We start from the raw sequence: 24,390 nt of genomic DNA on the forward strand, positions 1-24,390 counted from the left end.
GGTGTAGAAAATTGAAATGAGGTTGCATTAGCCGCAACGGATAAATTGTCGCTGCCATTATTTTGGAGTACCAAGCCGTTCGCAGTTAATCCCGAAATTGAACCTCCAATTGTATATGTCGTTGCACTGCAGATAATGCTTATATTAGTCACATTAGCCATAATATCAGTGCCTGAAGCGTTATCAATGGTACAGGTTAACCCAGTCGGCTGTTGCTGAATGGTCACACTGTAGCTTCCCCCAGCTGCAATGAGTGTAGAAAATTGAAATGAGGTCGCGTTAGCAGGCACAGATAAATTATCACTACCATTATTTAACAGAATCAAGCCATTGGTTGTTAAACCAGAAATTGAACCTCCAATTGTATACATAGGCACACTGCAGATAATGCTTATATTGGTTACATTTGCCATAACATCGGTGCCTGAAGCGTTTTCGATGGAACAGGTTAACCCTGTTGGTTGTTGTACTATGGTGACCTCATAACTTCCACCCTCAGAAACAGGGGTGGAAAATTGAAATGAAGTAGCATTAGCTGGTACCGATAAATTCTCATTACCATTATTTTGAATAATCAAGCCGTTAGCTGTTAACCCGGTGACTGAACCTCCTATTGTATAGGCTGAAGCAACAACTTCCATGGTAATATAAGAAGTACTTGTTCTAGTACCGACAATAGGTATCGAAGTGGCTGCATGTGCCGCATTACCAGGCAAAAACTTAAGGACACAACTTTTTTGTGGAGGTAAAACAACGCAATTAGAGGCATCTTGAGAAATATCAGCCCAATCAGAAGGTAAAATAGCGTGAATATTAGATGCGGTTACTCTTTTCGAGTTATTAAAAATGGTTACAGTAGCTGGTACATTAGAACCAGCGGTCATTTGTACGATACAATCACCAATATGATTTCTGCTAAGACAATTTTTATTAGGTATAATGGACAAAGAGGCATTAGCCTGTATCAGAATTACTAACCAACCTATTAAAATCATTATAAGCTGTGCGATTTTATTTTTATTCATTAAATATCCCTTTTCTTTTTAGAAACAATGCTTATCGTACGTGTTCAGATGTATGTTTATTTCCTCTTTGCGATATTAAAACTCGACTTCGTGCGGCTAAACCGGTTGGAAGTCGAGATTAAATGAACAATAGTTTACACAGCAATTGGGGCTTTAATCGCAGGATGAGATTGATAATTCAAAAATTCAAAATCATCAAAATTATATTCAAACAACGATTGAGGTTTACGCTTAATTTTTAAAGTGGCCAAAGGCAATGGCTCTCTCGTTAATTGAGTGCGTGTTTGTTCCAAATGATTCAAATACAAATGACAGTCACCGCCCGTCCATATAAAATCGCCTGTTTGTAAATTGCATTGCTGGGCAACCATATGAGTGAGCAAGGAATAAGAGGCGATATTAAAAGGGACCCCCAAGAATACATCGGCAGAGCGCTGATATAACTGACAAGAAAGAGTATTATTGGCAACATAAAATTGGAATAAAGCATGGCAGGGCATTAGTGCCATTTGATCCAGTTCACCTACATTCCAAGCACTGACAAGTAAGCGACGTGAATCAGGATTGGATTTAATCTGTTGTATCACTTCACTCAGCTGATCGATTGTGCGGCCATCAGTTGCGGGCCAACTTCTCCATTGTTTGCCGTAAATAGGGCCTAAATCTCCTTTACTGTCTGCCCATTCATCCCATATAGTGACCCCGTTTTCATTTAAATAGGCGATATTTGTATTACCACTTAAAAACCAAAGTAATTCATGTACAATACTGCGTGTATGCAGCTTCTTGGTGGTTAATAAAGGAAATCCCTGACTTAAATCAAAACGCATCTGATATCCAAAGATTGATAAGGTTCCCGTTCCTGTTCGATCTGTTTTTCTTGTCCCGTTTTTTAAAATATGTTCTAACAAATTTAAATAAGTTTTCATCGTTTAATCCACCATAACCAAACTCCCAGCAACAGCATGGGAATAGATAAAATTTGCCCCATTGTCAACCATCCGAAGGCTATAAAGCCTAATTGAGGATCGGGTTGTCGGAAAAATTCTGCAATGATACGGCATACTGCATAACCCATTAAAAAAACAGCAGATACTCGGCCAGTAGGGCGAGGTTTGCTCGCATAAATCCATACCAGCAAAAATAAGCAAACCCCTTCTAACCCAAACTCATAAAGTTCTGAGGGATGACGCGGCTGGTTATCAACATGGCTGTAAACTATACCCCAAGGCATGTCAGTTACACGTCCCCAAAGTTCGCCATTAATAAAATTACCGATACGCCCCGCTCCTAAACCTATAGGAACTAATGGCGCAATAAAATCACCAATTTCCCAGAAAGGTTTACTTTGTCGGTATGCAAAAATCCAAAGTGCCACTACTACGCCGAGCAAACCACCATGAAAAGACATTCCACCCTGCCAGATTTTAAATAAAGATAGAGGATTATGTACAAGTTCAGGAAAATCATAAAAAAGCATATAGCCTATACGCCCCCCAATAATTACTCCAAGGGCGGCATAAAAAATCAAATCGCTGATTTGTTCGGATGTCCAATCTAATTTATAGTGCTTGCTGCGCCAATGAGCTAATAACCAGGCACTGACAAAGCCAAGCAAATACATTAATCCATACCAATGGACTTGTAATGGCCCTATTGAAAAAGCTATTGGATTTATATAGGGGAAAGTGAGCATATATTTTTAGGTTCCTTTTTTATATAGCGCCACCCACTGAGTTCTATACATCGTTGCAAGTTCGTTTGGTTCAGTCATACACTTTTGTACACTTCTTCATCTCACTTTACTTGCGCCTTGTCTAAAACTTAGTGAATGACGCTATAGCCATGCTTCGTATAATAAAAAATGGTGTTCATTGTAGCTTGGGTGGAGGTGAAGAATCCAGATTTAGGGAGCATAGAATTTCAGAGCTTCCTCATTTTTCAGGATATAATTTTTATCATATTGATATTTACAAAGATTTTCCAGCTCTGATTAGACTACCTAAACCTACTTCTTCTAGAGATTTTTGCAAATGAAAGCGTATTTGTGCCGGATGTTCAAATTCTAGGACTTCTGCAAGTATTTTGCGTGCACTGGCGATAGCAAAATTACGAATAACCCATTTTACTCTTGGTAAACTGGAAGAATTCATGCTCAAGGTATCAAAGCCCATGGCAATTAACAAAATGACCGCTAATGGATCACTGGCCATTTCGCCACAAATGCTCACCTCAACTCCTGCAGCGTGACCTCCTTCTACTACTTTGAGTAAAACCCGTAACATTGCTGGATGCATCGCATCATAAAGGCCTGCGACACGAGCATTATTTCTATCTACAGCTAAGAAATATTGGGTTAAGTCATTGCTACCGACGGAGATAAAATCAACGCGCTTAGCAATTTCACGCGCTAAATAAGCAGCTGCAGGCACTTCGATCATCACCCCTAATTTAGGCTTTTCAATGGCGCAACCTTCTTCTAATAATTCAGTAAAAGCTTGTTCAATAAGATAAGCAGCTTCCTCAACTTCGCTTAGATTGGTAACCATAGGCAACATGATACGCAAATTATTTAACTCTTCACTGGCACGCATCATGGCACGTACTTGCATTAGGAATACATCTGGATGATCCAGGGTAACCCGAATTCCTCTCCATCCTAAATAAGGATTATCTTCTTTGACTGGAAAATAGGGGAGTACTTTATCACCACCAATGTCTAACGTTCGCATAGTTACAGGACGTGGTGCAAAAGCTTTTAATGTTTGTCTGTAAATAATGGTTTGTTCGTCTTCTGAAGGGAAATGATCGCGGCTCATAAAAGGGACTTCAGAACGATATAAACCTACTCCTTCTGCTCCCACGCTCATTGATAAACCTGCATCCATTGCTAAACCGGTATTTACTTGCAAAGAAACTTTATAGTTATCAATCGTTTCCGCAGATTTATCCCGTAAACTGATTAGACTTTGATTTAACGCTTGCTCTTCTTGTTCAAGAAGTTTGAATTCGGCAAGAACAGATTTAGAGGGTGAAATATAAATTTGGCCATAATAGCCATCAACAACAATAGCGCGCTTAGAAATAGACTCTAATTTTAAACCCCGCACCCCCATTACTGTGGGTACACCCAATGCACGCGCTAAAATAGCAACATGTGAGTTATTTGAGCCTTTTGCTGACACTACTCCGGCTAAATAACCTTCAGGTACTTCTGCTAGGGCGGCGGCGGTGACTTCTTCTCCGACAAGAATGGTCCGTTTGGGATAAACAATCTCTTCTTGTTGGGACCATTGTAATGCAGCTAAAACACGACGCCCCAAATCACGAAAATCACTGGCACGCTCGCGTAAGTAAGAGTCTTCCATGCTTTCAAATTGTGCAATATGCTTTTTTACAACTGTAGCTAAAGCCGCTTGTGCACCAATTTTTTCTTTTCGAATGACATGCTCTACTTCGACTCCTAAGCTGTCTTTATCAAGAATACGTAAATATACATCAAAAAGTGCATGTTCATCTTCCGCTACAACTGCTTTCATGCGTCTGCTTAAACGATGCATATCCTCTCTGGTGGATTCAAGCGCTTCATAAAATGCTTTGATCTCTTCATCCAAGGTTTCGACAGGATGAAGTGGAACCGCATCGATATCTGCTTGAGGATACACAACTACAGCACTACCTATCCCAATACCTGGTACTGAGCCAATTCCGGTAAGCGCTGCTGAGCTTACTTCGACTTTGGCTACTCCCATAGGTTTGGGTAGTGTCAACTCTGCAAGCTCTCCTGTAGCTTCTGCGTGGGCAATGATTCCACCAAGCTGAGCGGCTAAGGTAATTAAAAAGGACTCTTCTGTATCATCAAAATGACGTTGTTCTGCTTGCTGAACAATGAGAACACCATAGAGCTTTCGATGCTGAATAATCGGTACCCCTAAGAAGGCTTTGAGATGCTCTTCACCTAATAAGGGATTATGGTAAAAGTCAGGATGGGCAGGAGCATCTTCAATGTTGATCGGTTCTTCACGTCGTCCAACAAGCCCTACAAGACCACTATCCAATGAAATGCGTACGCGAAACTGCGCTTGCTGGTTTAAACCTTCGGTAGCGATAAGTACATATTCGGCATGTTTGGTATCGATAAGATAAACGGAAGCAGCCTCCGCATTAATGGCTTTATTAATTTGTTGCACTTAAACACCAAGCGCTTCCGAAAGCTGCCTTGCTGCAGTGACTTCTTGAACTATCCGTTTAAGTACCTTGAGCATCTCTGCTTATTACTACCTCTTTCTTCGTTTGAGACCGTAAGGTGTACGGCGATTTTTTATTTTTAATAAAGGCTCTAGCTCTTTTAAAGCCTGGATATATACTTGGCGTTTAAAAAAGATAACCTGTCCTTCGGGTTCATGAAAATCAACCCATCGCCAGCTGTCAAACTCAGGAGAATCACTGAGATCAAGCTTTACTTTTTGCTCGCTGGCAGTAAGTTTTAACAAAAACCATTTTTGTTTTTGTCCAATTACTAAGGGTTCGCTGCCATGGCGTAGATATTGTTTAGGTAACCTATATCTAAGCCAACGTTTCGTAGAGCCTATGACCTCAACATCTTCCTTATCTAATCCTACTTCTTCGTGCAACTCTCGAAACATTGCTTCTAGTGATGTTTCACCAGCAGCTAATCCTCCTTGTGGAAATTGCCAAGCATCATGACCGCTTCTTCTTCCCCAAAAAACTCTGTTCTGTGAGTTGACAAGGATAATTCCTACATTCAGCCGATATCCGGCTCGATCAATTACCATGATGTCACTGTTTTCAATTAAACCGCTAATGTATTGATTCTTTCATAAACTACAAGACCTTGGCAATTAAATCTGTAATTATTATTTAAAAATGAGTTTTATTAGGTAGGGGAATATCACAAAAAGTATTTAAATCCGAATCATTACTTAATGATTCGGATTTAATCAACAGATCACCTTAGATACGCATTCCAGACTTTGGCTCTTCATTTAGCGCTTTATTCAATTCCCTTTGCAAATCTGCTTTATAGTTTACAAATTTCTCAGCAAGGGAATCTGTTTGAGTAAGTTGCGTATTTTTCATCGCATCATGTAAATAACGACTAAATGAATTTTTGTTTGTGCCTGAAGTGTTAACTATGTCATTCGCCGCTTTTAATATAGTGGCTGTAGGCGTATCTTCATTTTTAATCAGATCAAGTAGTTTTTGTGCTTGTTCCCTTCCATATGAACCATGAGACCAATTAGTGAGCCGCCAGCCTGTAGCATTATTTGTAGACCACTTTAAATAATTTTTCGCAGCCGTTTCGATTTTACTCACCATTGTGTGGACGTCAAGCTTAGCCTTAAACTCTTGTCTAATTTTTCCGTTGAGGGACTCAATTTCCTTTTTAAATTCACCTTGCAATTTTTCTGGTAAAGCATTACCTCTTTCCTCAAATTGATTAATTGCTCTCACAAGCTCATTGTGCTGGTTTTTTGCATCTTTAAACGATTTAGATTGCTTTATTTGTTCAGGCTTAATGGTGTTATTTAATTCTTGAATCAGCAACTTCAAAGGCTCTCTTTCTTTTGCTGCAAATGCAGATTCAATTTTATTTCTTGCCTCGTCAATCTTTTGTTGCAATTTTTCTTTGAATGCCTCACTAGGCAAGGTGCCTTTTTTCTCCTCAAGCTTTCTTAATTCTTCCAGTGAATCGGCTTTGATCCGGGTAGCCTCTTCTATTGAAACAGATTTTGTGATTTGATTTGCAATTTGATCGGTCTTAATCGCACTTAAATCTTGATTTAACTTCACAAAGGGGTGAAAACCTGTACCTACAATTGCGCGCGCTGCTTCTCTTTGCAGTCTTCCTACCTCTGCATATTTTGCCATGGCGCTCTCATAGAGTCCTTTCTCAGGTTGTTGCAAATCTGCAATCACTTTTTTTATTTCTGGATCAGAATCTTTTTTCGTTTGTTTCTCGTGTACTGCGTTTACTACTCTTCGTTCATCTTCTGTCAGTAGGGGGCCGGGTATTTTTGCGAGTGCTTCGTTTACGAGTTTAACGGTCTCCATGGCCATTAATACTTGTGGTGTGTTAGCTATTGAATCGGGAAAAGGAGGCTTTTTCTCAGCCCCAGACGCTATGGCAATTAGTTGACCATAGGTATATCCATCTACTTTAATTCGACCAATATCTTTTCCATTAAATGCATGTCCTTCGCATCCAGGTTGAAACGGTTTACCGTCTTTACCTACTCCATCTACGACAGCGATACCACCTCTATCAATGAACGTATCATAGGATATATTGTTGGTGTGGTCTTCTACCCACATATGCTCAGGAGTCATTTTTCCTTCACGAAAACCGCCACAAAGGTACATATTTTCCACAGGTAATACTGTCTCTTGCAGATTTCTAACGTCAAGAATTTCTTGCATGTTAGACATGCGCTCTTCACGTCTCTCCACTTCTGATGGCTCAGGAAACGGCTGTATCACATAATCCCTATTTCTCTCCTTTTTGTCCTCTTCGGCAAATTCATGCTGAAATTGTCTGTTTAAGCGTTGCATTGCTCTATCAGTACCGATATTCGAATAGGCTACGTTCACTTCGTTACTTCTTTCCCAAGTTGGTGCACTCGCTATGGCAAATACGTGGCAGGATTGTCCTTTATCAACTTTCATAAAATGCCCGCCACGCCGTTCATTTTTTCCTACTGAAGGGGGTTCATGTTCTTGAAACAAGGCATTGTATGCTGCAGTTGTGTTTTTGGATTTAGGCATGATGTGACCTCTCTGCTATTTTAATAATCATCATTTTAATTATAGATGCATATTTATTTTTTTGGCGTACGCATAAAAAATTTGCAAAATATTGGATTGAGTGGAAAATAATCAAAATTATCCTGTTGTTGCTAAATAATCATTGTTAAAGATTATCTTTTCTCAAGCTATTATGTGATGCCTGTAAGATGGCACCTTCTTATCTCCAGCCTAGAGTGTGGATTACACTGCCATTGCTTTAAGGGTTCGCCATTTTCGCGAAAGCGGAAATCCATTTCTGTAGGAGCATTATGCTTCCATCAACAAGAGTTCCCGCTTTCGAGAGAGCTACTAGTGCTTATAGCTGAACGCACGAAGTAAAATCCCATTCTCCAATACGACACTATCCACTATCATTAAGTAATGATTGATACACTTTTACCTCCGCATTTGTGTGTTTTGTTCTTCTTTTTCCGTTTCGTCACGCAATTTAGTGTTCATCACTTCTTTATAATTTTTAAATTTTTGAGCCAGTGAATCTACACCAACGAGCTTCGTACCATTTAACTCATCATGTAAATAACGACTAAAGGAATTCTTGTTGGTACCTGAAGTGTTAACCGTTTCATTCGCCACTTTTAGTATATTGGCCATAGGCGTATCTTCATTTTTAATCATGTCAAGTAATTTTTGGGCTTGATCTCTACCATATGAACCATGAGATAAAAAACTAAGTCGCCAGCCTGTAGCGTTTTGGTTAGACCATTCTAAATAATTTGTTGCAGCTCTTCGAATTTGCTCTACCGTTTCTCGAACTTTTACCTTGGCGTCAAATTCATTTTGAACTGATTGTCTTAACGTATCAATTTTCTCTTGATATTTGTCTTGGTATTCTACTGGCAAGGTATTTTTTTTCTCTTCAAGTTCATTTATTTTGTTGATAAGCGTTTCAAAATGGCCGTGTGCCTCTTTCAACGTTTTAGATTGCTTTATCTGTTCAGGCTTAATGGCATCGTTTAATTCTTGATTTAATTTCACAAAGGGGTGAAAACCTGTACCTACAATTGTGCGAGCTGCTTCTCTTTGCAGTCTTCCTACCTCTGCATATTTTGCCATGGCGCTCTCATAGAATCCTTTCTCAGGTTGTTGCAAATCTGTAATCACTTTTTTTATTTCGGGCTCAGAGTCTTTTTTCATTTGTTCTTCTTGTACTGCGTTTACTACTCTTTTTTCATCTTCTGTCAGTAGGGGGCCAGGTATTTTTGCTAGTGCTTCGTTTACGAGTTTAACGGTCTCCATGGCCATTAATACTTGTGGTGTGTTGGCTATTGAATTGGGAAAAGGCGGCTTTTTCTCAGCCCCAGACGCTATGGCAATTAGTTGACCATAGGTATATCCGTCTACTTTAATTCGACCAATATCCTTTCCATTAAATGCATGTCCTTCGCATCCTGGTTTAAAGGGTTGCCCGTCTTTACCTACTTTATTTACGACAGCGATACCACCTCTATCAATGAACGTATCATAGGATATATTGTTGGTGTGGTCTTCTACCCACATATGCTCAGGAGTCATTTTTCCTTCACGAAAACCGCCACAAAGGTACATATTTTCTACAGGTAATACTGTCTCTTGCAGATTTCTAACGTCAAGAATTTCTTTCATGTTAGACATGCGTTCTTCACGTCTCTCTACTTCTGATGGCTCAGGAAACGGCTGTATCACATAATCCCTATTTCGCTCCTTTTTGTCTTCTTCAGCCTCATTATGCTCCAGCTCTCTTAATGTTCTTTGGACTGCTCTATCAGTACCGATATCCGAATAGGCTACGTTCACTTCGTTACTTTTTTCCCAAGTTGGTGCACTCGCTATGGCAAATACGTGGCAGGATTGTCCTTTATCAACTTTCATAAAATGCCCTCCACGTCGTTCATTTATTCCTACTGAAGGGGGTTCATGTTCTTGAAACAAGGCATTGTATGCTGCAGTTGTGTCGTTGGATTTAGGCATGATGTGACCTCTCTGCTATTTTAATAATCATCATTTTAATTATAGATACACATTTCCTATTGTGTGTGCATGAATAAAAAATTTCTGCATAGGCGTCAAAAATTGGCGAATGCTTTTGCGAGGTGGGATATTTAGAAGAGTGTCACCCCTGTGCGAAAGCAAGGTGTCTATTGAAGGTATGTTGGAAGATAAGGTTTCTAGCAAGGTTTGTTGTTTTTGCGCATAGGCGTCAATTTTTAAGTTGAGGACTATGCGTTTTTGCGGGAACGACTACAAGTTTCTTAAGTCAGGGCACCTCAGCCCTCTCGGTTCGAAGTAAAACCACATTCTCTTATACGAAACTTCTATTAAGTTATGATTAATACATTCTTAGATCTGCATTCCCTTCGTGTTGCTCTCTTCTTTTTCCATCTCTTTATGCAATTGAGATTTCATTTCTTCTTTATAGTTTTTAAATTTTTGAGTCAATGAATCTTTACCAACAAGCTCCTTCTTGCCTTTAAGCTCGTCATGCAAAAAACGACTAAATGAAAACTTATTTGTACCTGAAGAACTGACAGTTTGATTCGCCACTTTCAATATATTGGCGATGGGTGTATCTTTATTTTCAATCATGGTTATTAATTTTTGAGCCTGTTCCCTGCCATATGAACCATGAGATAAAAAGCTAAATCGAAAACCTTTAGCGTTGTGAGTAGACCATTCTAAATAATTTTCTGCCGCCCTTCGAATTTGCTCTACCCTTTCTTGCACCTGTACCTTTTCCTGAAGCGCATTCCCAACTGATTGTTTTAACGTATCAATTTTCTCTTGATATTTTGCTTGATATTTTTCTGGCAAGGTATTTTTTTTCTCTTCAAGCTCCTGTATTTTGTTGGTAAGCGTTTCAAAACGACTGTTTGCCTCTTTTAACGTTTTAGATTGTTTTATCTGCTCAGGCTTAATGGAGTTTAATTCTCGCCCCAACTTCTCTAAATTTTCTGGAAGTGCTAATTCAATTTTATTTCTTGCCTCATCAATTTTTTGTTGAAATTTTTCTTGGTAATCTACAGATATAGTCCCTTTTTTTGCTTCAAGCTTTCTTACTTCTTCCAATAAGCCAGTTTTCAGGCGAACGGCCTCATCTAATGAGTCAGAATTTGTGATGGGGTCGGGTTTAATGGCACTTAAATCTTGGCTTAACTTCACAATGGGATTAAAAGTTGTACCTACGATTGCGGTAGCTACTTCTCTTTGTTGTCTTGCTACTTCTGCCAATTTATTTAGAGCACTTTCATAGTTAACCTTATCTGCTCCGGTCAAATCGGTCACCACTTTTTTTATTTCGGTATCTGAGTCCTTTTTTATTTGTTCCTCTTGTACTTTGTCCAATATTCTTTGTTCTGCTTCTGTGAACACGGGTTCAGGTACTTTTGCGAGTGCTTCGTTTACGAGCTTCACAGTCTCCATAGCCATTAACACTTGTGGGGTGTTGGCTATTGAATCGGGAAAAGGTGGCTTCTTCTCAGCCCCAGAAGCTATGGCAATGAGTTGACCATAAGTATACCCTGCTACTTTAACCCGACCGATTTCATCTCCTTCAAATGGACTTCCTTCACATCCAGGTTCAAAGGCTTCCCCGTCTTTGCCTACTCCTTTAACGACAGCGATACCACCTCGGTTGATGAAAGTATCATAAGTTCTATTGTTTGTGTGGTCTTCGATCCACATATGCTCAGGAGTCATTTTTCCTTCACGAAAACCACCACAAAGATACATATTTTCCACTGGTAATACCGTTTCTTGCAGATTCCTAAGCTGAAGAATTTCCTCCATGTTGTTCTTGCGTTCTTGCGTTCGTTCCTCTATGGATGGTTCTGGAAACGGTTTTATGACATATTGTGGATTTCTTTCCTTTTTTCGCTTTTCGGAAAATTCATGCTGATCCTGCCTTTCTAAACGTTCAAATGCTCTCGCTGTACCGATATTTTCATATATTTCGTTTACTGATTTTCGTTTTTCCCAACTCGGTGCACTTGCTGTAGCAAAGACATGGCAAGACTGCCCAGTATCAACTGTTAAAAAAGGTTCTTTATCTGAATCTAATCCAACTGAAGGAGATGAATGTTCTTGAAACAAAGCATTGTACGCTGGCGTTGTGTCTTCGGATTTAGGCATGACGTTACCTCATTGCTGCTCTAATAACCATCATTTTAAGTATAGATACATATTTTCCATTGTGCATGCATGAATAAAAAGTTTACAAATAATGGGGGATTAAGTTGTAATGGAATAATCAAAATTATTTTGTTGCTGCCAAATAATGACTGCTTAGGATCATTATTTTTCAAGATATTAGGAGAGTGGGGCAAGGATGTGGATTGGATTAGGATTCTAAATTAGTTATACAGTTGTGCAATACCATAATTAGAAAAGTCGTTCAGAAATAAAAACAGAAGTGAGGCTAATTTTGAAGGTAAAAGTGAGTTGCATGAGGCTCAGTAATTCCATGAAAAAATTATTGGAGCTTATAAATGCACAAGGGTGTCACTACTCATGTAGTGACACTTTAAAAATAGTAAAACCGTGCTTAATTTGCTTTTTCAAATCTCGATTTGAGTCTAGCGCAGGCTCAAACGATTTTGATCTTCATGTTTTGTTGTATCATGTTTATCATTTTGACCTGAGAAGACTCCTAATTTTGATGGTTTGGGGGCAAAAGCAGTTAAAGCAGCTACTTGTCCAGCAGTATAACCACTCACTTTTACTCTAAATATTTCATCCCCTTTAAAAGCACTTCCTTCACATCCGGGTCTGAAAGGCATGCCATCAACGCCGACACTTTTGATTCGTATAATTGGCTGATTTATGAAAGTATCATAAGTATAGCCAGTGGTTCTGTCTTCTAGCCATAAATGTTCAGGACTAACTTGTCCTTCTCTAAACCCACCACATACATAAAGGTCATCCGCTTCTTCCACTGTTTCATCACGAAGTTTTGCAACATGATTCATGACTTGTTGTCTTACATTGAAAAGCTGGTTGTCATTTAATCCTTCACCGAAGTTAAGTTTAAATCCGATTCTATTAGTTAGATCTTCAAATAGCGCATTAATATCTCTTTTTCCAGTAACATCACCACTTAAAGCAAATGTATGGCAAGCTTGATCTTTTATACTAATTGGGTTTGGCATTATAATCACCATTAAGATTAAATTGGATAATTATTGTAAATAAATTGGATTGTTTATTCAAGATACTTATGTTTTAAAATTCGGCTGATTTGATATTTATGTTGCAATACTTTCGATTTATCTTATTGCATTCATCGTTAAATTAACATGAATTTAAGGTAGGACTATGAATCATTACATGGCCCAAAGCAAACCAGATAGATACTGGTTCTAATAAAATCTTTATTTCGAGCTTTATGCTAAATTACAAGAATTAATGTGAGTCGTTGCTCATTTAGTTATATAATTGGAACAAAGCTTCTAATTGATAACTTTATGCGCAAGCGAATTTTAATACTGAATACGGGTGGCACCATTAGTTGTATCAAAACCAAAAATGGTTATGAACCATCCTTGGGTTATGTGGCATCAGCATTACAGCAGATTCCTTTGCTTCAACACCAAGATATGCCTGAATATACCATCAAGGAATACCAGCCTTTACTCGATTCTTCCAATATGACGGTGCATGATTGGAACAGAATTGCGAAAGACATTGCGGATGATTATGATCATTTTGATGGCTTCGTCGTTTTTCATGGCACGGATACAATGGCTTACACGGCTTCAGCTTTATCATTTATGTTGGAGAATTTGGGAAAGCCTGTGATTATTACTGGTTCTCAGATTCCTTTATCTGAAGTCCGTAATGATGCTATTGATAATGTGGTTACTTCTTTATGGTTATGTGCACATCAACCAATACATGAGGTATGTATTTATTTTAATCAACATTTGCTACGTGGGAATCGAACGCAAAAAATAAGTTCTCAGGGATTTAAAGCGTTTGATTCTCCCAATTATGCTCATTTAGCATCTATAGGAATTGAGATTAAAGTACATCAAAACCTTTTATTAAAAAGACCACAAAAGTCCTTTCATTTACAAACCATTGAACCCCAATTTATCGCTAATTTTAGGTTATTTCCAGGTTTTGCTACGGATGTTTTAGCATATATATTAAATCAACCCTTATGTGGTTTAATTTTAGAGACGTATGGTGCAGGGAATGCACAAAATAATGATCCGCGTTTTTTAAAACAACTGACAGATGCTTGCGCACGTGGGGTAATCATTATTAATTGTACCCAATGTCAGCAAGGAGGCGTGGAGATGAGTCAATATGCTACAGGACATTCTTTAAAAGAAGCAGGACTTATTAGTGGCCATGACATGACTCCAGAGGCGGCTCATTGTAAGTTATTGTATTTATTGAGTAAAAGATTGGATATTATAAAAATAAAACAATTAATGGAAACTGATCTTTGTGGTGAGTTAACTTCATAGCCTAGATTGCCCCAGGCTATGTTTCTCGCTGGAATTAAAGCGAGAGTGATTCCATGACAACTGGTTTTTTAAGTGAAGCAATTTCTTCGAGTACGTGCTGCATACAAACTTCTAATCGACCTCTGCTTGGTTTGAGCGTGGGTGCTTTCACATTCGCTGTTGCAAAAAATGAGAGGCTAACTGGAACGCTCGTTATCGGCTGTGCTTGCCTACAAATTTCAGCATTTTCTCGTTTAATTGCATCTACTTCTCGAAGCACCAATTCTTGACGCATCCCATCATATTCGTCTCCTTCTTTTACCCCTTCTAGTAGGTCATTACATTTTTTCAGATGAGAAAGCAAACAAGCTTCCTTGTGCTCTCTGACACTAACAGTGGATGTAGCTCCAACAAGTGATGAAACAGCCTTAACAATGTAGCCTTCATCGACAGGGTTAAAAATATTTTCACCGAAATAGTATGCGGCATGGGCACAAAGAATATTAAAGGGATGTTTTGAGTTTTTTATATCACTAAGAGGAAAGGGGACAGTTGCCTCATTAGTCTTAAAGGTCAAGGTGGAAATGGTATTATAAAATCGTTCCAAATTGGAATTCATTTCGGTTAAGGTTGTATTCAAATTCCCACGAGCATATTGATATTCTTTGCGCTTTCCTTCGACTTCCGCATCGAGTTCGGCAATTGCTTTCTTTAAAGCAAGTAAACTCTGTAAATCTGTTTCCTTGGGCACAAAGTCATCAATTTGTCTCCTTAGTTTAAGGGTTAACTCCTTTTGTGCTTCAGAAAGCTCTGCGTTTCTAAAACCGCCAAACCAGCTTTGGTTTTTAGCACTCGAGTCTTCCATCGACTTGTCTAGGCATTGAAGCATTAATCTTTTAGCTGCTCTAATAAAAACGGTCATCGCTCTACTCCTTGAACTGCAATTTAGTTATCATACCTTTATTGTTATTTATAGTTAGGTAGATTGTTTCATTGCATACCTGTTATTGTTTTTAACCTAGGAAATTATAATTTCATGAACTTACAAATTGTTATTTTAGCTGCAGGCCAGGGTAAACGAATGTATTCCAATATCCCTAAAGTACTTCACCCGCTTGCGGGAAAGCCTATGCTGGTTCGGGTAGTGGAAACCGCGCAGCAACTAAATCCTGATGCAATTCATGTTATATATGGTCATGGTGGTGAACAGCTTAAGAACTCACTCCCTGACTTACCTGTGCATTGGGTATATCAAGCAGAACAATTGGGTACTGGGCATGCAGTGATGCAAGCCTTACCATTTATTCCACCACAAACACAAGTTCTTGTTTTATCTGCTGATGTGCCGCTCATCCAAGCAAGTACATTAAGAGCTTTAATTGAATGCAGCAATCCAGCAAATTCTTATCAATCCATTTTGACACTCTTGGTTGCTCATCTTGAAGATCCCAGTGGTCTTGGGCGTATTATTAGAGACAATCAAGGTGAAGTTTCCATCATTGTAGAAGAAAAAGATGCAAATGAGCAAGAAAAGAATATAAAAGAAATTTACTCAGGGATTTGCTGTGCAATTTCAGATGATTTAGAAAAGTGGTTGCCTAAATTGAGTAATAATAATGCTCAAGGCGAATATTATTTGACAGAAATTATTGCCTTAGCTGTTGCCAATAAAACATCTATTAGAACAATCAGCACAAAAGATGACGCAGAAATTCAAGGAGTAAATAACCGACTTCAATTGCATGGGTTGGAGCGTATCTGGCAAACAAGGAAAGCGAAGGAGTTATTGCAACAAGGGGTAAACGTTGTTGATGCAAATCGTTTTGACTTACGAGGAGAATTAATTTGTGGCAAAGATGTCTCTATAGATATCAACTGCGTGTTTCACGGAAAAGTGGTGCTTGGTGATGGTTGTACTATAGGGCCTAATTGTGTCTTGACGGATGTGGTTTTAGGAGCAGGCTGTGAGGTTTATGCTCAGAGCGTATTAGAGGGTTGTGATATAGCAAATGATTGTATGATTGGTCCTTTTGCTCGTTTAAGATCAGGAACAGAGTTGGCTGCAAATTGTAAGATCGGTAATTTTGTTGAAACAAAAAAGGCAATATTTGGTGAAGGATCTAAAGCCAGTCATTTAAGCTATTTGGGTGATGTTGAATTAGGAAAAGAAGTTAATGTTGGTGCAGGCACTATTACCTGTAATTATGACGGTGTTAATAAGCACAAAACCATTATCGAAGACGCTGTCTTTATTGGTTCAGATACCCAATTAGTTGCTCCAGTAACAATAGGTGCTCATGCTACTATTGGTGCTGGCAGTACAATACGTAAAAATGTTCCTCCCGGTGAATTAACTTTAACAGAGTCAAAGCAAAAAACAGTATATGGTTGGAAACGTCCTGTTAAAAAGGACTAGAGGAAATTCACTGTACAGACAATGACAACTGCGACATGCATAGAATCTTTGCAAGTGTTGATGTCATTGTCTGTACAGATACCTTTTTTAATCATATTGTAAGGTAGTTAAAGTTTTATTTTTTTCCATATGGGCACATAGCCATAGAATGAAGGGTAAAGAAATCAACGTCATGAGTAATTTGTAGTTCCATACATTAGCCACTAAATTAATGATCTGATCATAGGGATAAATTCCACCAAATAATAAGCTGTAATCAATCAAACACAATAAAGAATTCGCACAAATATTAGCAATCAAGATGCGAAGAGGGCGCTGTAAAGCCCATTTAGGTTGTTTTAAATGATGCAGCAGCATCGCATTACTTATAAAAGCGAGAAACAATGTCAACGATGCGGTAGGCAGTCTTTTGAGCATGATGTAGCTGTAAAAGGGATTCAAATTAAGAAATGTAGGGGAAGGTAAGGCTACAATAATCATTAATAAGACATCAAATATAAATTGAGTAGCAATAAGTACCAGGCATAGTTTTAAGTTTACTTTATAGCCCCATAGCTCACCTAGAATCGTACTGATCACTAAGGTTATAGGAAAAAATAAAGCACTCGCTGATAGGATATTGTGTTTGCTAATGAGTGTAATTATTCTGTATTCGCAAGCCAAGCAAATCAGCATGACGATAATTGCAAAACAAATCAGATAATCATATAAAGGTAATTTTTCGCTGCCTCGCTCAGGGGTGAACGATGTATTTTGATGTTTGAGCAAAAAAATCAAATAAAAAACTCCAATCATCAGCAATATGAGGGAAGCAATCATGGATGAATCAATAAAAATTTGTTTGAAATTAGGCAGATATGTCCCAGAAAATAGAAGAAAGAAGTCCAAACCGAAAAAGCTTAAACCACCTAATACAGCCAAAAGCATGCACTGTTTTGATGTAGGAAGCGTCTTACTGGATTTTGGATAAAACAGTAGGTGTGGTAAATAAAAACTTAGTGCAAACGCTGTAGTAGTCGCAAAGAATTTTTTGGGAATATCTTCAAAAATGATTTGGTACACTGGATTATTATGCATATATTCGGCAGCAGGTAAGTTCACTAGTACAAACACCCCAATACAAAATACATATACAGTCATTAAAGAAATATTCAAAAAATGTCTTTGTTCTTTAATAGTGAAGTTTCTTAGGGCTGATAAATAGAGTCCTGCAACTAGTGGACAAATTAAACTATTCACAGAAAACATTAGCCCTTGTAGTAGGACAATTTTAAACGATACATTAATTAATAAAATAAGAGAGGTAATGGCGCTTACAGTCAAAAACAAAAAACCAGGAGAATTCTGTGCAGGCAACGATTGATTCATTTGTGTTGAATTTCCATAAACAGTCCTGGCTTTTCTACGATAATTGCTTTGTAATGAGCTAGTTCGTGCGCAAATATAACACTATAGTGTTTAATATGGCAAGTAATTAACAGTAGTTTGAAATAAGGCTTTTTGGTGTTATCCCCATGTTAATAAAGTATGAAGGAAAAGGAGGGCTATTCCGTAAGATTGATAGTGAGCTAAAACAGAGTTTATGAATTAAATACTTTGAAAATTATCAAATAAGAGTTAATGTATTAGCTTGCTCTTGGAAGTCTATTTCCCCATTGTAAGGATACGCCATGTTTTTAAAAAAAATTGTTGGGTATAGCGCAGCAAAGCTACTTTTCGGATTTATTCTTTTATTCTCCGCGGCTTTTTCATTAGCGGGCACTCAACCAAAATTTGACATTATTCCGACAACTGCTACAACAAAGCAAGTTTTAGTTCATGGCTATGATACTGTTCAATATAGAGTAACTAATAATACCAAAATTACTCGTACTTTAGTGATGAAAACCATCCCGGGAATTACGCAAATTGAAGCAGCAGGCTGTGCAAATCCATTTACTTTAAGTCCTGGCGCTTCTTGTTTTTTAACCTTGGCCTTAGATGGCAGTCTCCTTCCGAAACGAGTGGTAAAAGGCCCTGAGATATGCAAAACAAAAGGTCCAGGAAACAACACACCCGATCCTTTTTTATGCTCTCAACCCAGTGCAGCAAATAGTTTGAATATCACGGTAACATCTGCATCGGTGACCCTAACCCAATTAGTTATTTCGCCGCCTGCGCCTTCTATTGCAGTATCTACTACGCAAAAATTTACGGCAACAGGCGTTTTTTCAGATGGTTCAATCCGCAATCTAACCCCTTTTGCTACTTGGAGTTCTTCAAATACAGCTGTCGCGACAATATCTAATAACCTGGGAAGCAAGGGGCTTGCTACTGCAGCCACAGCCGGTGTTACTACCATCTCGGCTACCGTCAATGGCGTATCAGCCAATACTACCTTAACCGTTACAGGAGCCACATTAAGCTCAATTTCCGTAACGCCTGTTAATGCCAGTATTGGCAGAAATACTAGCCTTCAATACACGGCTACCGGAATTTTTTCAGATGGAACCAATCAAGACATCACCCAAAGTGTTACTTGGACCACAGGAAATAGCGGAATAGCAACTATTTCCAATAGCGAAGGTTCTAAAGGTTTAGCAACCGGGGTAGGGGCTGGAACAACGACGGTCACTGCTGCATTGGGGGCCATTAGTAATAGCACTAATCTGACGGTAACCTTGGCAACACTGGTTTCAATCCAAGTAGACCCAGCAAATTCAACCATGTTGAATCATACTTCCCAACAGTTTTATGCTACAGGAATCTTTTCTAATGGAACCACCCAAGATCTGACGCAGATGGTCAGCTGGACATCGTCGTCCAATGCCGTGTCTATTTCGAATGATCCAAGCTCAAAAGGTTTGGGGCAAGCTGAGGCAATTGGGGAGGCAACAATTACTGCAAGACTTGGGTTAGTTGCAGGTAGTACTTCAGTGACTGTCACTGCGGCCACTTTAACTTCTATTCACGTACAGCCAGTGAATTCCTCTATTGTTAATGGAACTGGTATACAATTTACAGCAACAGCTATACTTAGCAATGGTGTCATTTATGATGTCACTAAACTGGTTTTATGGTCTTCTACAGATGAGAGCATTGCAAAAATTTCTAATGATACTAATACGAAGGGTTTTGCAACGGGAACAGGCGTGGGTACTACGACGATTACCGCAAGCTTGTTAGGTGTTTCAGGAGATACCTCAATTACCGTTACAGCAGCCACATTAAGCTCAATTTCCGTAACGCCTGTTAATGCCAGTATTGGCAGAAATACTAATCTTCAATACACGGCTACCGGAATTTTTTCAGATGGAACCAGTCAAGACATCACCCAAAGTGTTACTTGGACCACAGGAAATAGCGGAATAGCAGCTATTTCCAATAGCGAAGGTTCCAAAGGTTTAGCAACTGGTGTAGGGGCTGGAACAACGACAGTCACTGCTGCATTGGGGGCCATTAGTAATAGCACCAACCTGACGGTAACCTTGGCAACGCTAGTTTCAATTGAAGTAGACCCAGCAAATTCAACCATGCTGAATCATACTTCTCAACAGTTTTATGCCACAGGAATTTTTTCTAATGGAACCACCCAGGATCTGACGCAGATGGTTAGCTGGACATCGTCGTCCAATGCCGTGTTTATTTCGAATGATCCAAGCTCAAAAGGTTTGGGGCAAGCTGAATCAATTGGGGCGGCAACAATTACCGCAAGACTTGGGTTAGTTGCAGGTAGTACTTCCGTGACTGTCACTACGGCTACTTTAGCTTCTATTCAAGTACTGCCAGTGAATCCCTCCATTGCCAATGGAACCGGTATACAATTTACAGCAAGAGCTATGCTTACCAATGGTACCATTTATGATGTCACTAAACTGGTGTTATGGTCTTCTGCAAATGAGAACATTGCAAAAATTTCTAATGATACTGATTCGAAAGGTTTTGCAACAGGAACAGGCGTGGGTACTACGACGATTACCGCAAGTTTATTAGGTGTTTCAGGAAATACCTCAATTACCGTTACAGCAGCTACACTAACCCAGATTACTATTGCACCTGCTACAACCAGCGTGCCTAATAGTGCTACAGAGCAATATCTTGCAACCGGGACTTTTTCTAATGGCACCCAGCAAAATATTACTAAATTGGTTATTTGGTCTTCATCAAATACAGCCATAGCAACGATTTCAAATACAGTGGAATCAAAAGGATTAGCACAAGCGGCAGCAACTGGCACAGGAACAACCACTATTACTGCAGCATTCAATGGACTTACTTCTAATTTAGCCACCTTGGATGTGGTGAGTCCTGTCTTAACTCAAATACGAGTAGAGCCTGAAAATTACACAACCATACAAGACTGGTGGATACAATACCAAGCTATTGCGATATTTTCTGACTCATCTACTTTCAATATTACGACGCTTGTGACTTGGAATTCCTCAGATACAGCTGTTGCCAGTATTTCAAATGCTACTGGCAGTAAAGGACGAGCTACTACTGAACAGCAGGGCGTCACGACAATCTCTGCCAGTTATGGAGGGATTACTGGCTCCGCATCACTCACGGTGTATGACGTTGCAATAGCGTATTTCTATATTCCAAATGACAGTGGCAGCGTCTCCATTTGCCCTGTTCAAAATGATGGGTTCTTAGGAGCTTGTTATGATTCGCTGGGTGTATTTAACAACCCAAGAAAGGTAGCATTGAACTTTACAGGAACAGCAAATCCTTCATTTGCTTATGTTACCAACAGTAGTACTAACAACCTTTCACTTTGTACCATTCAACCTATTTTTTCAGGTCCACCGTTACTCAATAATTGCACAGCGTTTAATAATGCACTGTTCAACCAACCCACGGGAATTCATATCGATTACAACAGCTCATTTCTTTACACTTACATTGTTAATAAAGGAAACAACACCATTACTGTTTGTGAATCCAATAGTATAACGGGTGCCTTGTCAAACTGTGTAGATTCTGGGGCCTCAGGTGTGCCATTAAATTCGCCCTCTGACGTAGCAGTAAGCAGAAATAATTACTCATCGGGCTTGGATTTTGTCTATGTTTCCAATAGTGGCAGCAATAATATTTTAGCCTGCCCAATTCAAGCAAACGGGACCTTAGGCGCCTGCGTAGACATGGGTAACCCAGGACCTGCATTCAATAATCCAACGGGTATAAATCTTACTCCTGGTGGTGACCATCTTTATATAAGTAATTTTAACAATAATATGGAGATCATCTGTTGGATCGATTACGCGTCAGGAAGCAGTTTTTACAGCTGTGATAATGCCAGAGGCGGGCCATTCTCTGGTCCCACAGGCGTGGTAGCTAGTTATTATGAGAAAACCTACATAGTAAATCAGACTGGTAATTCCCTATCAGTTTGTACAAGTGAAAACAATGGACTTCTGACAAATTGCTTAGACTCTCAAAACTCGGGCGTGCCATTTAACTCACCGCAATACATTACCGCAGGAAATGGGAAGCATCCATAACCGTCTTGCTGTGAGTTTCTGTAAAATTGCAGAAACTCACAATGCTAATCCTAGTATCTTTGTTCATGTTCCTAATATAATTTCCTTAGGCAATTGAGTACCTCAATCAAATTCCACTTTTCGTTCTTCATGCGGATTATCAATCTCTTTTTACTATGTTTGAACATCGATCAAGCAACATGTGGAGATACGTTTAATCTCGAGTTTTCTGCTGAATCATTGATTGATAGTGCTAACAAGCTTGAGATTGAACAGCTTTAAAATAACAATCATTGGATGATAAGGAAAAACCTCATTCATTGAGCCCCAAATTTTAGAACAAGGTATCCGGAATTGTTAGACATACTTTTTAGGAGTATGCCTAACATTTTATATAAGGCTAGTTGTATGTAAGGATTGCACTTCATCAATTTTAGGACTGGTGATTAGATTTTTTCGCTGTTTCGTAGAGAATAAACTATTAGCAGTTATTACAGATGATGGTTTATGGGAAATCAACTGTTTTGCATCAGTGATTGTTGATGGGCGAGGTGTTTTTAACTCATCTACTGATGGCGGTAATGTTGTTGATTTTTGTGTATTGGGAGGGAGTTCGATTATCTTATCTGTTTCATGTAATCCAGCTTTAGAGTTTATTTTAGTCAAAATAATTTCACGAGAGACATCATTGCGCTCGATCCAACGTTTAAGTGCGGTAACAAAATTCCAAAAATCCTCTTTTTTACTTAAAGATAAAAGAAATTCAGATAGTTTTATAGGTAAACCAAAGCGATACCAAAGTATTTTAGGTAATGTGTATTTAACTGTAGAGGAAATTGGTTTAGCCCCTGTTGTTAAAGTTTGAATAGGTTTTGTAGATTCAACAATATCTATAATATTAAGTAAGTCACTGCGTATTTCTGGCCAAAATTGTTTGATCACGGGATCATTAACGGCATTTTTAGGATTATGAAACATATTAGGTAAAACAACCCTGGTGGCTTGCTTAAAAAATCCAGGTTGGGAGACCTCTACTTTTTCTAAATCGCTTTCCAGTATTTTAGTGAAAAACTTAAATACGGTTGAAAGTGGAATAAAAGGTTTTGACCCTTCGGGCGGTTTAAAATCGATAGGTACTCTTTTCATTAAACCTGCAAAAACCACATCAATAATAAATCGCTTCGTCCGGTCGTACAAAAATAAGGGATCAATTGGAATGGTTACGTCTTTTTGTGGTTTGACTAAGGGTAAAGACATATGAGAAGCAACATTAATATGCAATAAAAGCAGCAAATGTTGTAATGTTCTATTATAGAGATAAGGAGGTACGCCCACAGTGGACTCAAGTGCATAATTCATAAGTGCTGAAGTTCCAGTGTACGCCAAACCTAAAGAAAGTATTGATTCTGATTTCATGCCTTTATGCCGCTCACATCGCTCGGGTGTGGCCATATACGTAATATATTCGCCATAGAAATAAATACCTAATATCCATGCGATTTGCTTACCACCATATGGAAATTGGCTAATTCCCCATAGCACGAGATCATTTAAAGCTAATCCTATAGTTCCTCGCAGAGAACCTTTAAATTTGCGCTTAAAATTACAATCTTCTTCAACACAAAGTGTAGGGGTTGATGGAACCAGTGCTTTGTGTTCGTTAAATGCAGAGGGGGCTATTGTGTCGAGAACTAAAGTATGGGCTACTAATTTAGTTGCTTGCCTATAGTTATAGAGTTGAACGCCATAGTTGACTAAAGACAGGGTCGATAAAAAAAGAGCATATGGTGCTAAGAGCGAGCCCTGTTCTTCACTATAGCCCTCACGAAAATAACTCTGAATACCGTTATTTACATAGTTCACTGCTACTACTGGAAGTACATCATGGAATACTATATTCCCCATTCCTTTAATAACTTTTTGCACGGACTCCATTGGGGGTGTCATGTCTTCTACGCGAGTTTTAAATGGGGCAATCAGAGCAGGAATTGCTTCGCGTAACGCTAAAACTTGTTCGGTTACATAAAACGCTGTATCTGCGGCATAGCTTACTACTTGTGTGATAGGGGCCTTACTCAATGCCCAAGCAGCTCCATTACCAAGTGATTTAGCTCCATCCATTACTGATGTCCACCAGTTCATACTTTTGCTCTCCGTGCAACTAGGTAACCTCATTGTATGAGGAAAAAATAATAAATGCTAGTCTTTTCCTCATGAAGTACAGGAACACTACA

13 protein-coding genes and 2 pseudogenes are annotated in these 24,390 nt (G+C 38.9%); 3 read left to right on the forward strand and 12 right to left on the reverse strand.

Going from position 1 to position 24,390, the window contains the following annotated elements:
* The 9 genes and pseudogenes from Lsan_RS01790 to Lsan_RS01830 form a co-directional block, all read right to left on the reverse strand.
* A pseudogene (locus Lsan_RS01790) lies at nucleotides 1-1,025 on the reverse strand (NHL repeat-containing protein); the annotation flags it as partial.
* Nucleotides 1,026-1,159: 134 nt separating this feature from the next.
* Nucleotides 1,160-1,954: a thymidylate synthase gene (gene thyA / locus Lsan_RS01795; protein WP_058512834.1), complete on the reverse strand. Its 795-nt coding sequence runs from the start codon at nucleotides 1,952-1,954 to the stop codon at nucleotides 1,160-1,162.
* Nucleotides 1,951-2,721 (reverse strand): prolipoprotein diacylglyceryl transferase, encoded by a 771-nt coding sequence (gene lgt, locus Lsan_RS01800; RefSeq protein WP_058512835.1) that lies wholly within the window; start codon nucleotides 2,719-2,721, stop codon nucleotides 1,951-1,953. The genes thyA and lgt overlap by 4 nt, the downstream gene beginning before the upstream one ends.
* Nucleotides 2,722-2,995: 274 nt before the next feature.
* A pseudogene (ptsP, locus tag Lsan_RS01805) lies at nucleotides 2,996-5,290 on the reverse strand (phosphoenolpyruvate--protein phosphotransferase).
* Nucleotides 5,291-5,302: 12 nt separating this feature from the next.
* The gene (locus Lsan_RS01810) at nucleotides 5,303-5,821 is read right to left on the reverse strand and encodes an RNA pyrophosphohydrolase (RefSeq protein WP_027272438.1); all 519 of its coding nucleotides are present in this window, start codon (nucleotides 5,819-5,821) and stop codon (nucleotides 5,303-5,305) included.
* Between the two features lie 178 nt (nucleotides 5,822-5,999).
* Nucleotides 6,000-7,811, reverse strand: a complete 1,812-nt coding sequence (locus tag Lsan_RS01815) for a V-type ATP synthase subunit I domain-containing protein (protein ID WP_058512836.1) — start codon at nucleotides 7,809-7,811, stop codon at nucleotides 6,000-6,002.
* Between the two features lie 417 nt (nucleotides 7,812-8,228).
* Nucleotides 8,229-9,800, reverse strand: coding sequence for a hypothetical protein (locus Lsan_RS01820; RefSeq protein WP_058512837.1), 1,572 nt, complete (start codon nucleotides 9,798-9,800; stop codon nucleotides 8,229-8,231).
* A gap of 369 nt (nucleotides 9,801-10,169) precedes the next feature.
* Entirely contained in the window at nucleotides 10,170-11,957 is a 1,788-nt protein-coding gene (locus Lsan_RS01825; RefSeq protein WP_058512838.1) for a hypothetical protein, read from the reverse strand.
* 443 nt (nucleotides 11,958-12,400) lie between these two features.
* Nucleotides 12,401-12,973, reverse strand: a complete 573-nt coding sequence (locus tag Lsan_RS01830) for a hypothetical protein (RefSeq protein ID WP_058512839.1) — start codon at nucleotides 12,971-12,973, stop codon at nucleotides 12,401-12,403.
* Nucleotides 12,974-13,288: 315 nt separating this feature from the next.
* Here Lsan_RS01830 and ansA point away from each other — a divergent pair, with 315 nt between their 5' ends.
* The gene (gene ansA, locus Lsan_RS01835) at nucleotides 13,289-14,299 is read left to right on the forward strand and encodes an asparaginase (protein WP_058512840.1); all 1,011 of its coding nucleotides are present in this window, start codon (nucleotides 13,289-13,291) and stop codon (nucleotides 14,297-14,299) included.
* A gap of 34 nt (nucleotides 14,300-14,333) precedes the next feature.
* Here ansA and Lsan_RS01840 read toward each other — a convergent pair whose 3' ends face one another.
* Complete coding sequence (locus tag Lsan_RS01840) at nucleotides 14,334-15,200, reverse strand: intermediate filament family protein (protein WP_058512841.1); 867 nt, start codon at nucleotides 15,198-15,200, stop codon at nucleotides 14,334-14,336.
* Between the two features lie 114 nt (nucleotides 15,201-15,314).
* On the opposite strand from Lsan_RS01840, the gene glmU reads away from it, so the two are divergent.
* Nucleotides 15,315-16,694, forward strand: coding sequence for a bifunctional UDP-N-acetylglucosamine diphosphorylase/glucosamine-1-phosphate N-acetyltransferase GlmU (gene glmU / locus Lsan_RS01845; protein WP_058512842.1), 1,380 nt, complete (start codon nucleotides 15,315-15,317; stop codon nucleotides 16,692-16,694).
* Between the two features lie 87 nt (nucleotides 16,695-16,781).
* Here glmU and Lsan_RS01850 read toward each other — a convergent pair whose 3' ends face one another.
* Complete coding sequence (locus tag Lsan_RS01850; RefSeq protein ID WP_058512843.1) at nucleotides 16,782-18,062, reverse strand: VUT family protein; 1,281 nt, start codon at nucleotides 18,060-18,062, stop codon at nucleotides 16,782-16,784.
* A 302-nt stretch (nucleotides 18,063-18,364) separates the two neighbouring features.
* Between Lsan_RS01850 and Lsan_RS01855 the strand changes: the two genes are divergently transcribed.
* Nucleotides 18,365-22,177 carry an Ig-like domain-containing protein gene (locus Lsan_RS01855; protein ID WP_058512844.1) on the forward strand — a complete coding sequence of 1,271 codons (3,813 nt, stop codon included), beginning with the start codon at nucleotides 18,365-18,367 and terminating at the stop codon, nucleotides 22,175-22,177.
* Between the two features lie 369 nt (nucleotides 22,178-22,546).
* Here Lsan_RS01855 and Lsan_RS01860 read toward each other — a convergent pair whose 3' ends face one another.
* Nucleotides 22,547-24,298 carry a hypothetical protein gene (locus Lsan_RS01860; protein ID WP_058512845.1) on the reverse strand — a complete coding sequence of 584 codons (1,752 nt, stop codon included), beginning with the start codon at nucleotides 24,296-24,298 and terminating at the stop codon, nucleotides 22,547-22,549.
* Nucleotides 24,299-24,390: the final 92 nt, after the last annotated feature.

It is taken from the genome of Legionella santicrucis, from assembly GCF_001468135.1.
In the GTDB taxonomy this organism is placed as follows: Bacteria; Pseudomonadota; Gammaproteobacteria; order Legionellales; family Legionellaceae; genus Legionella; species Legionella santicrucis.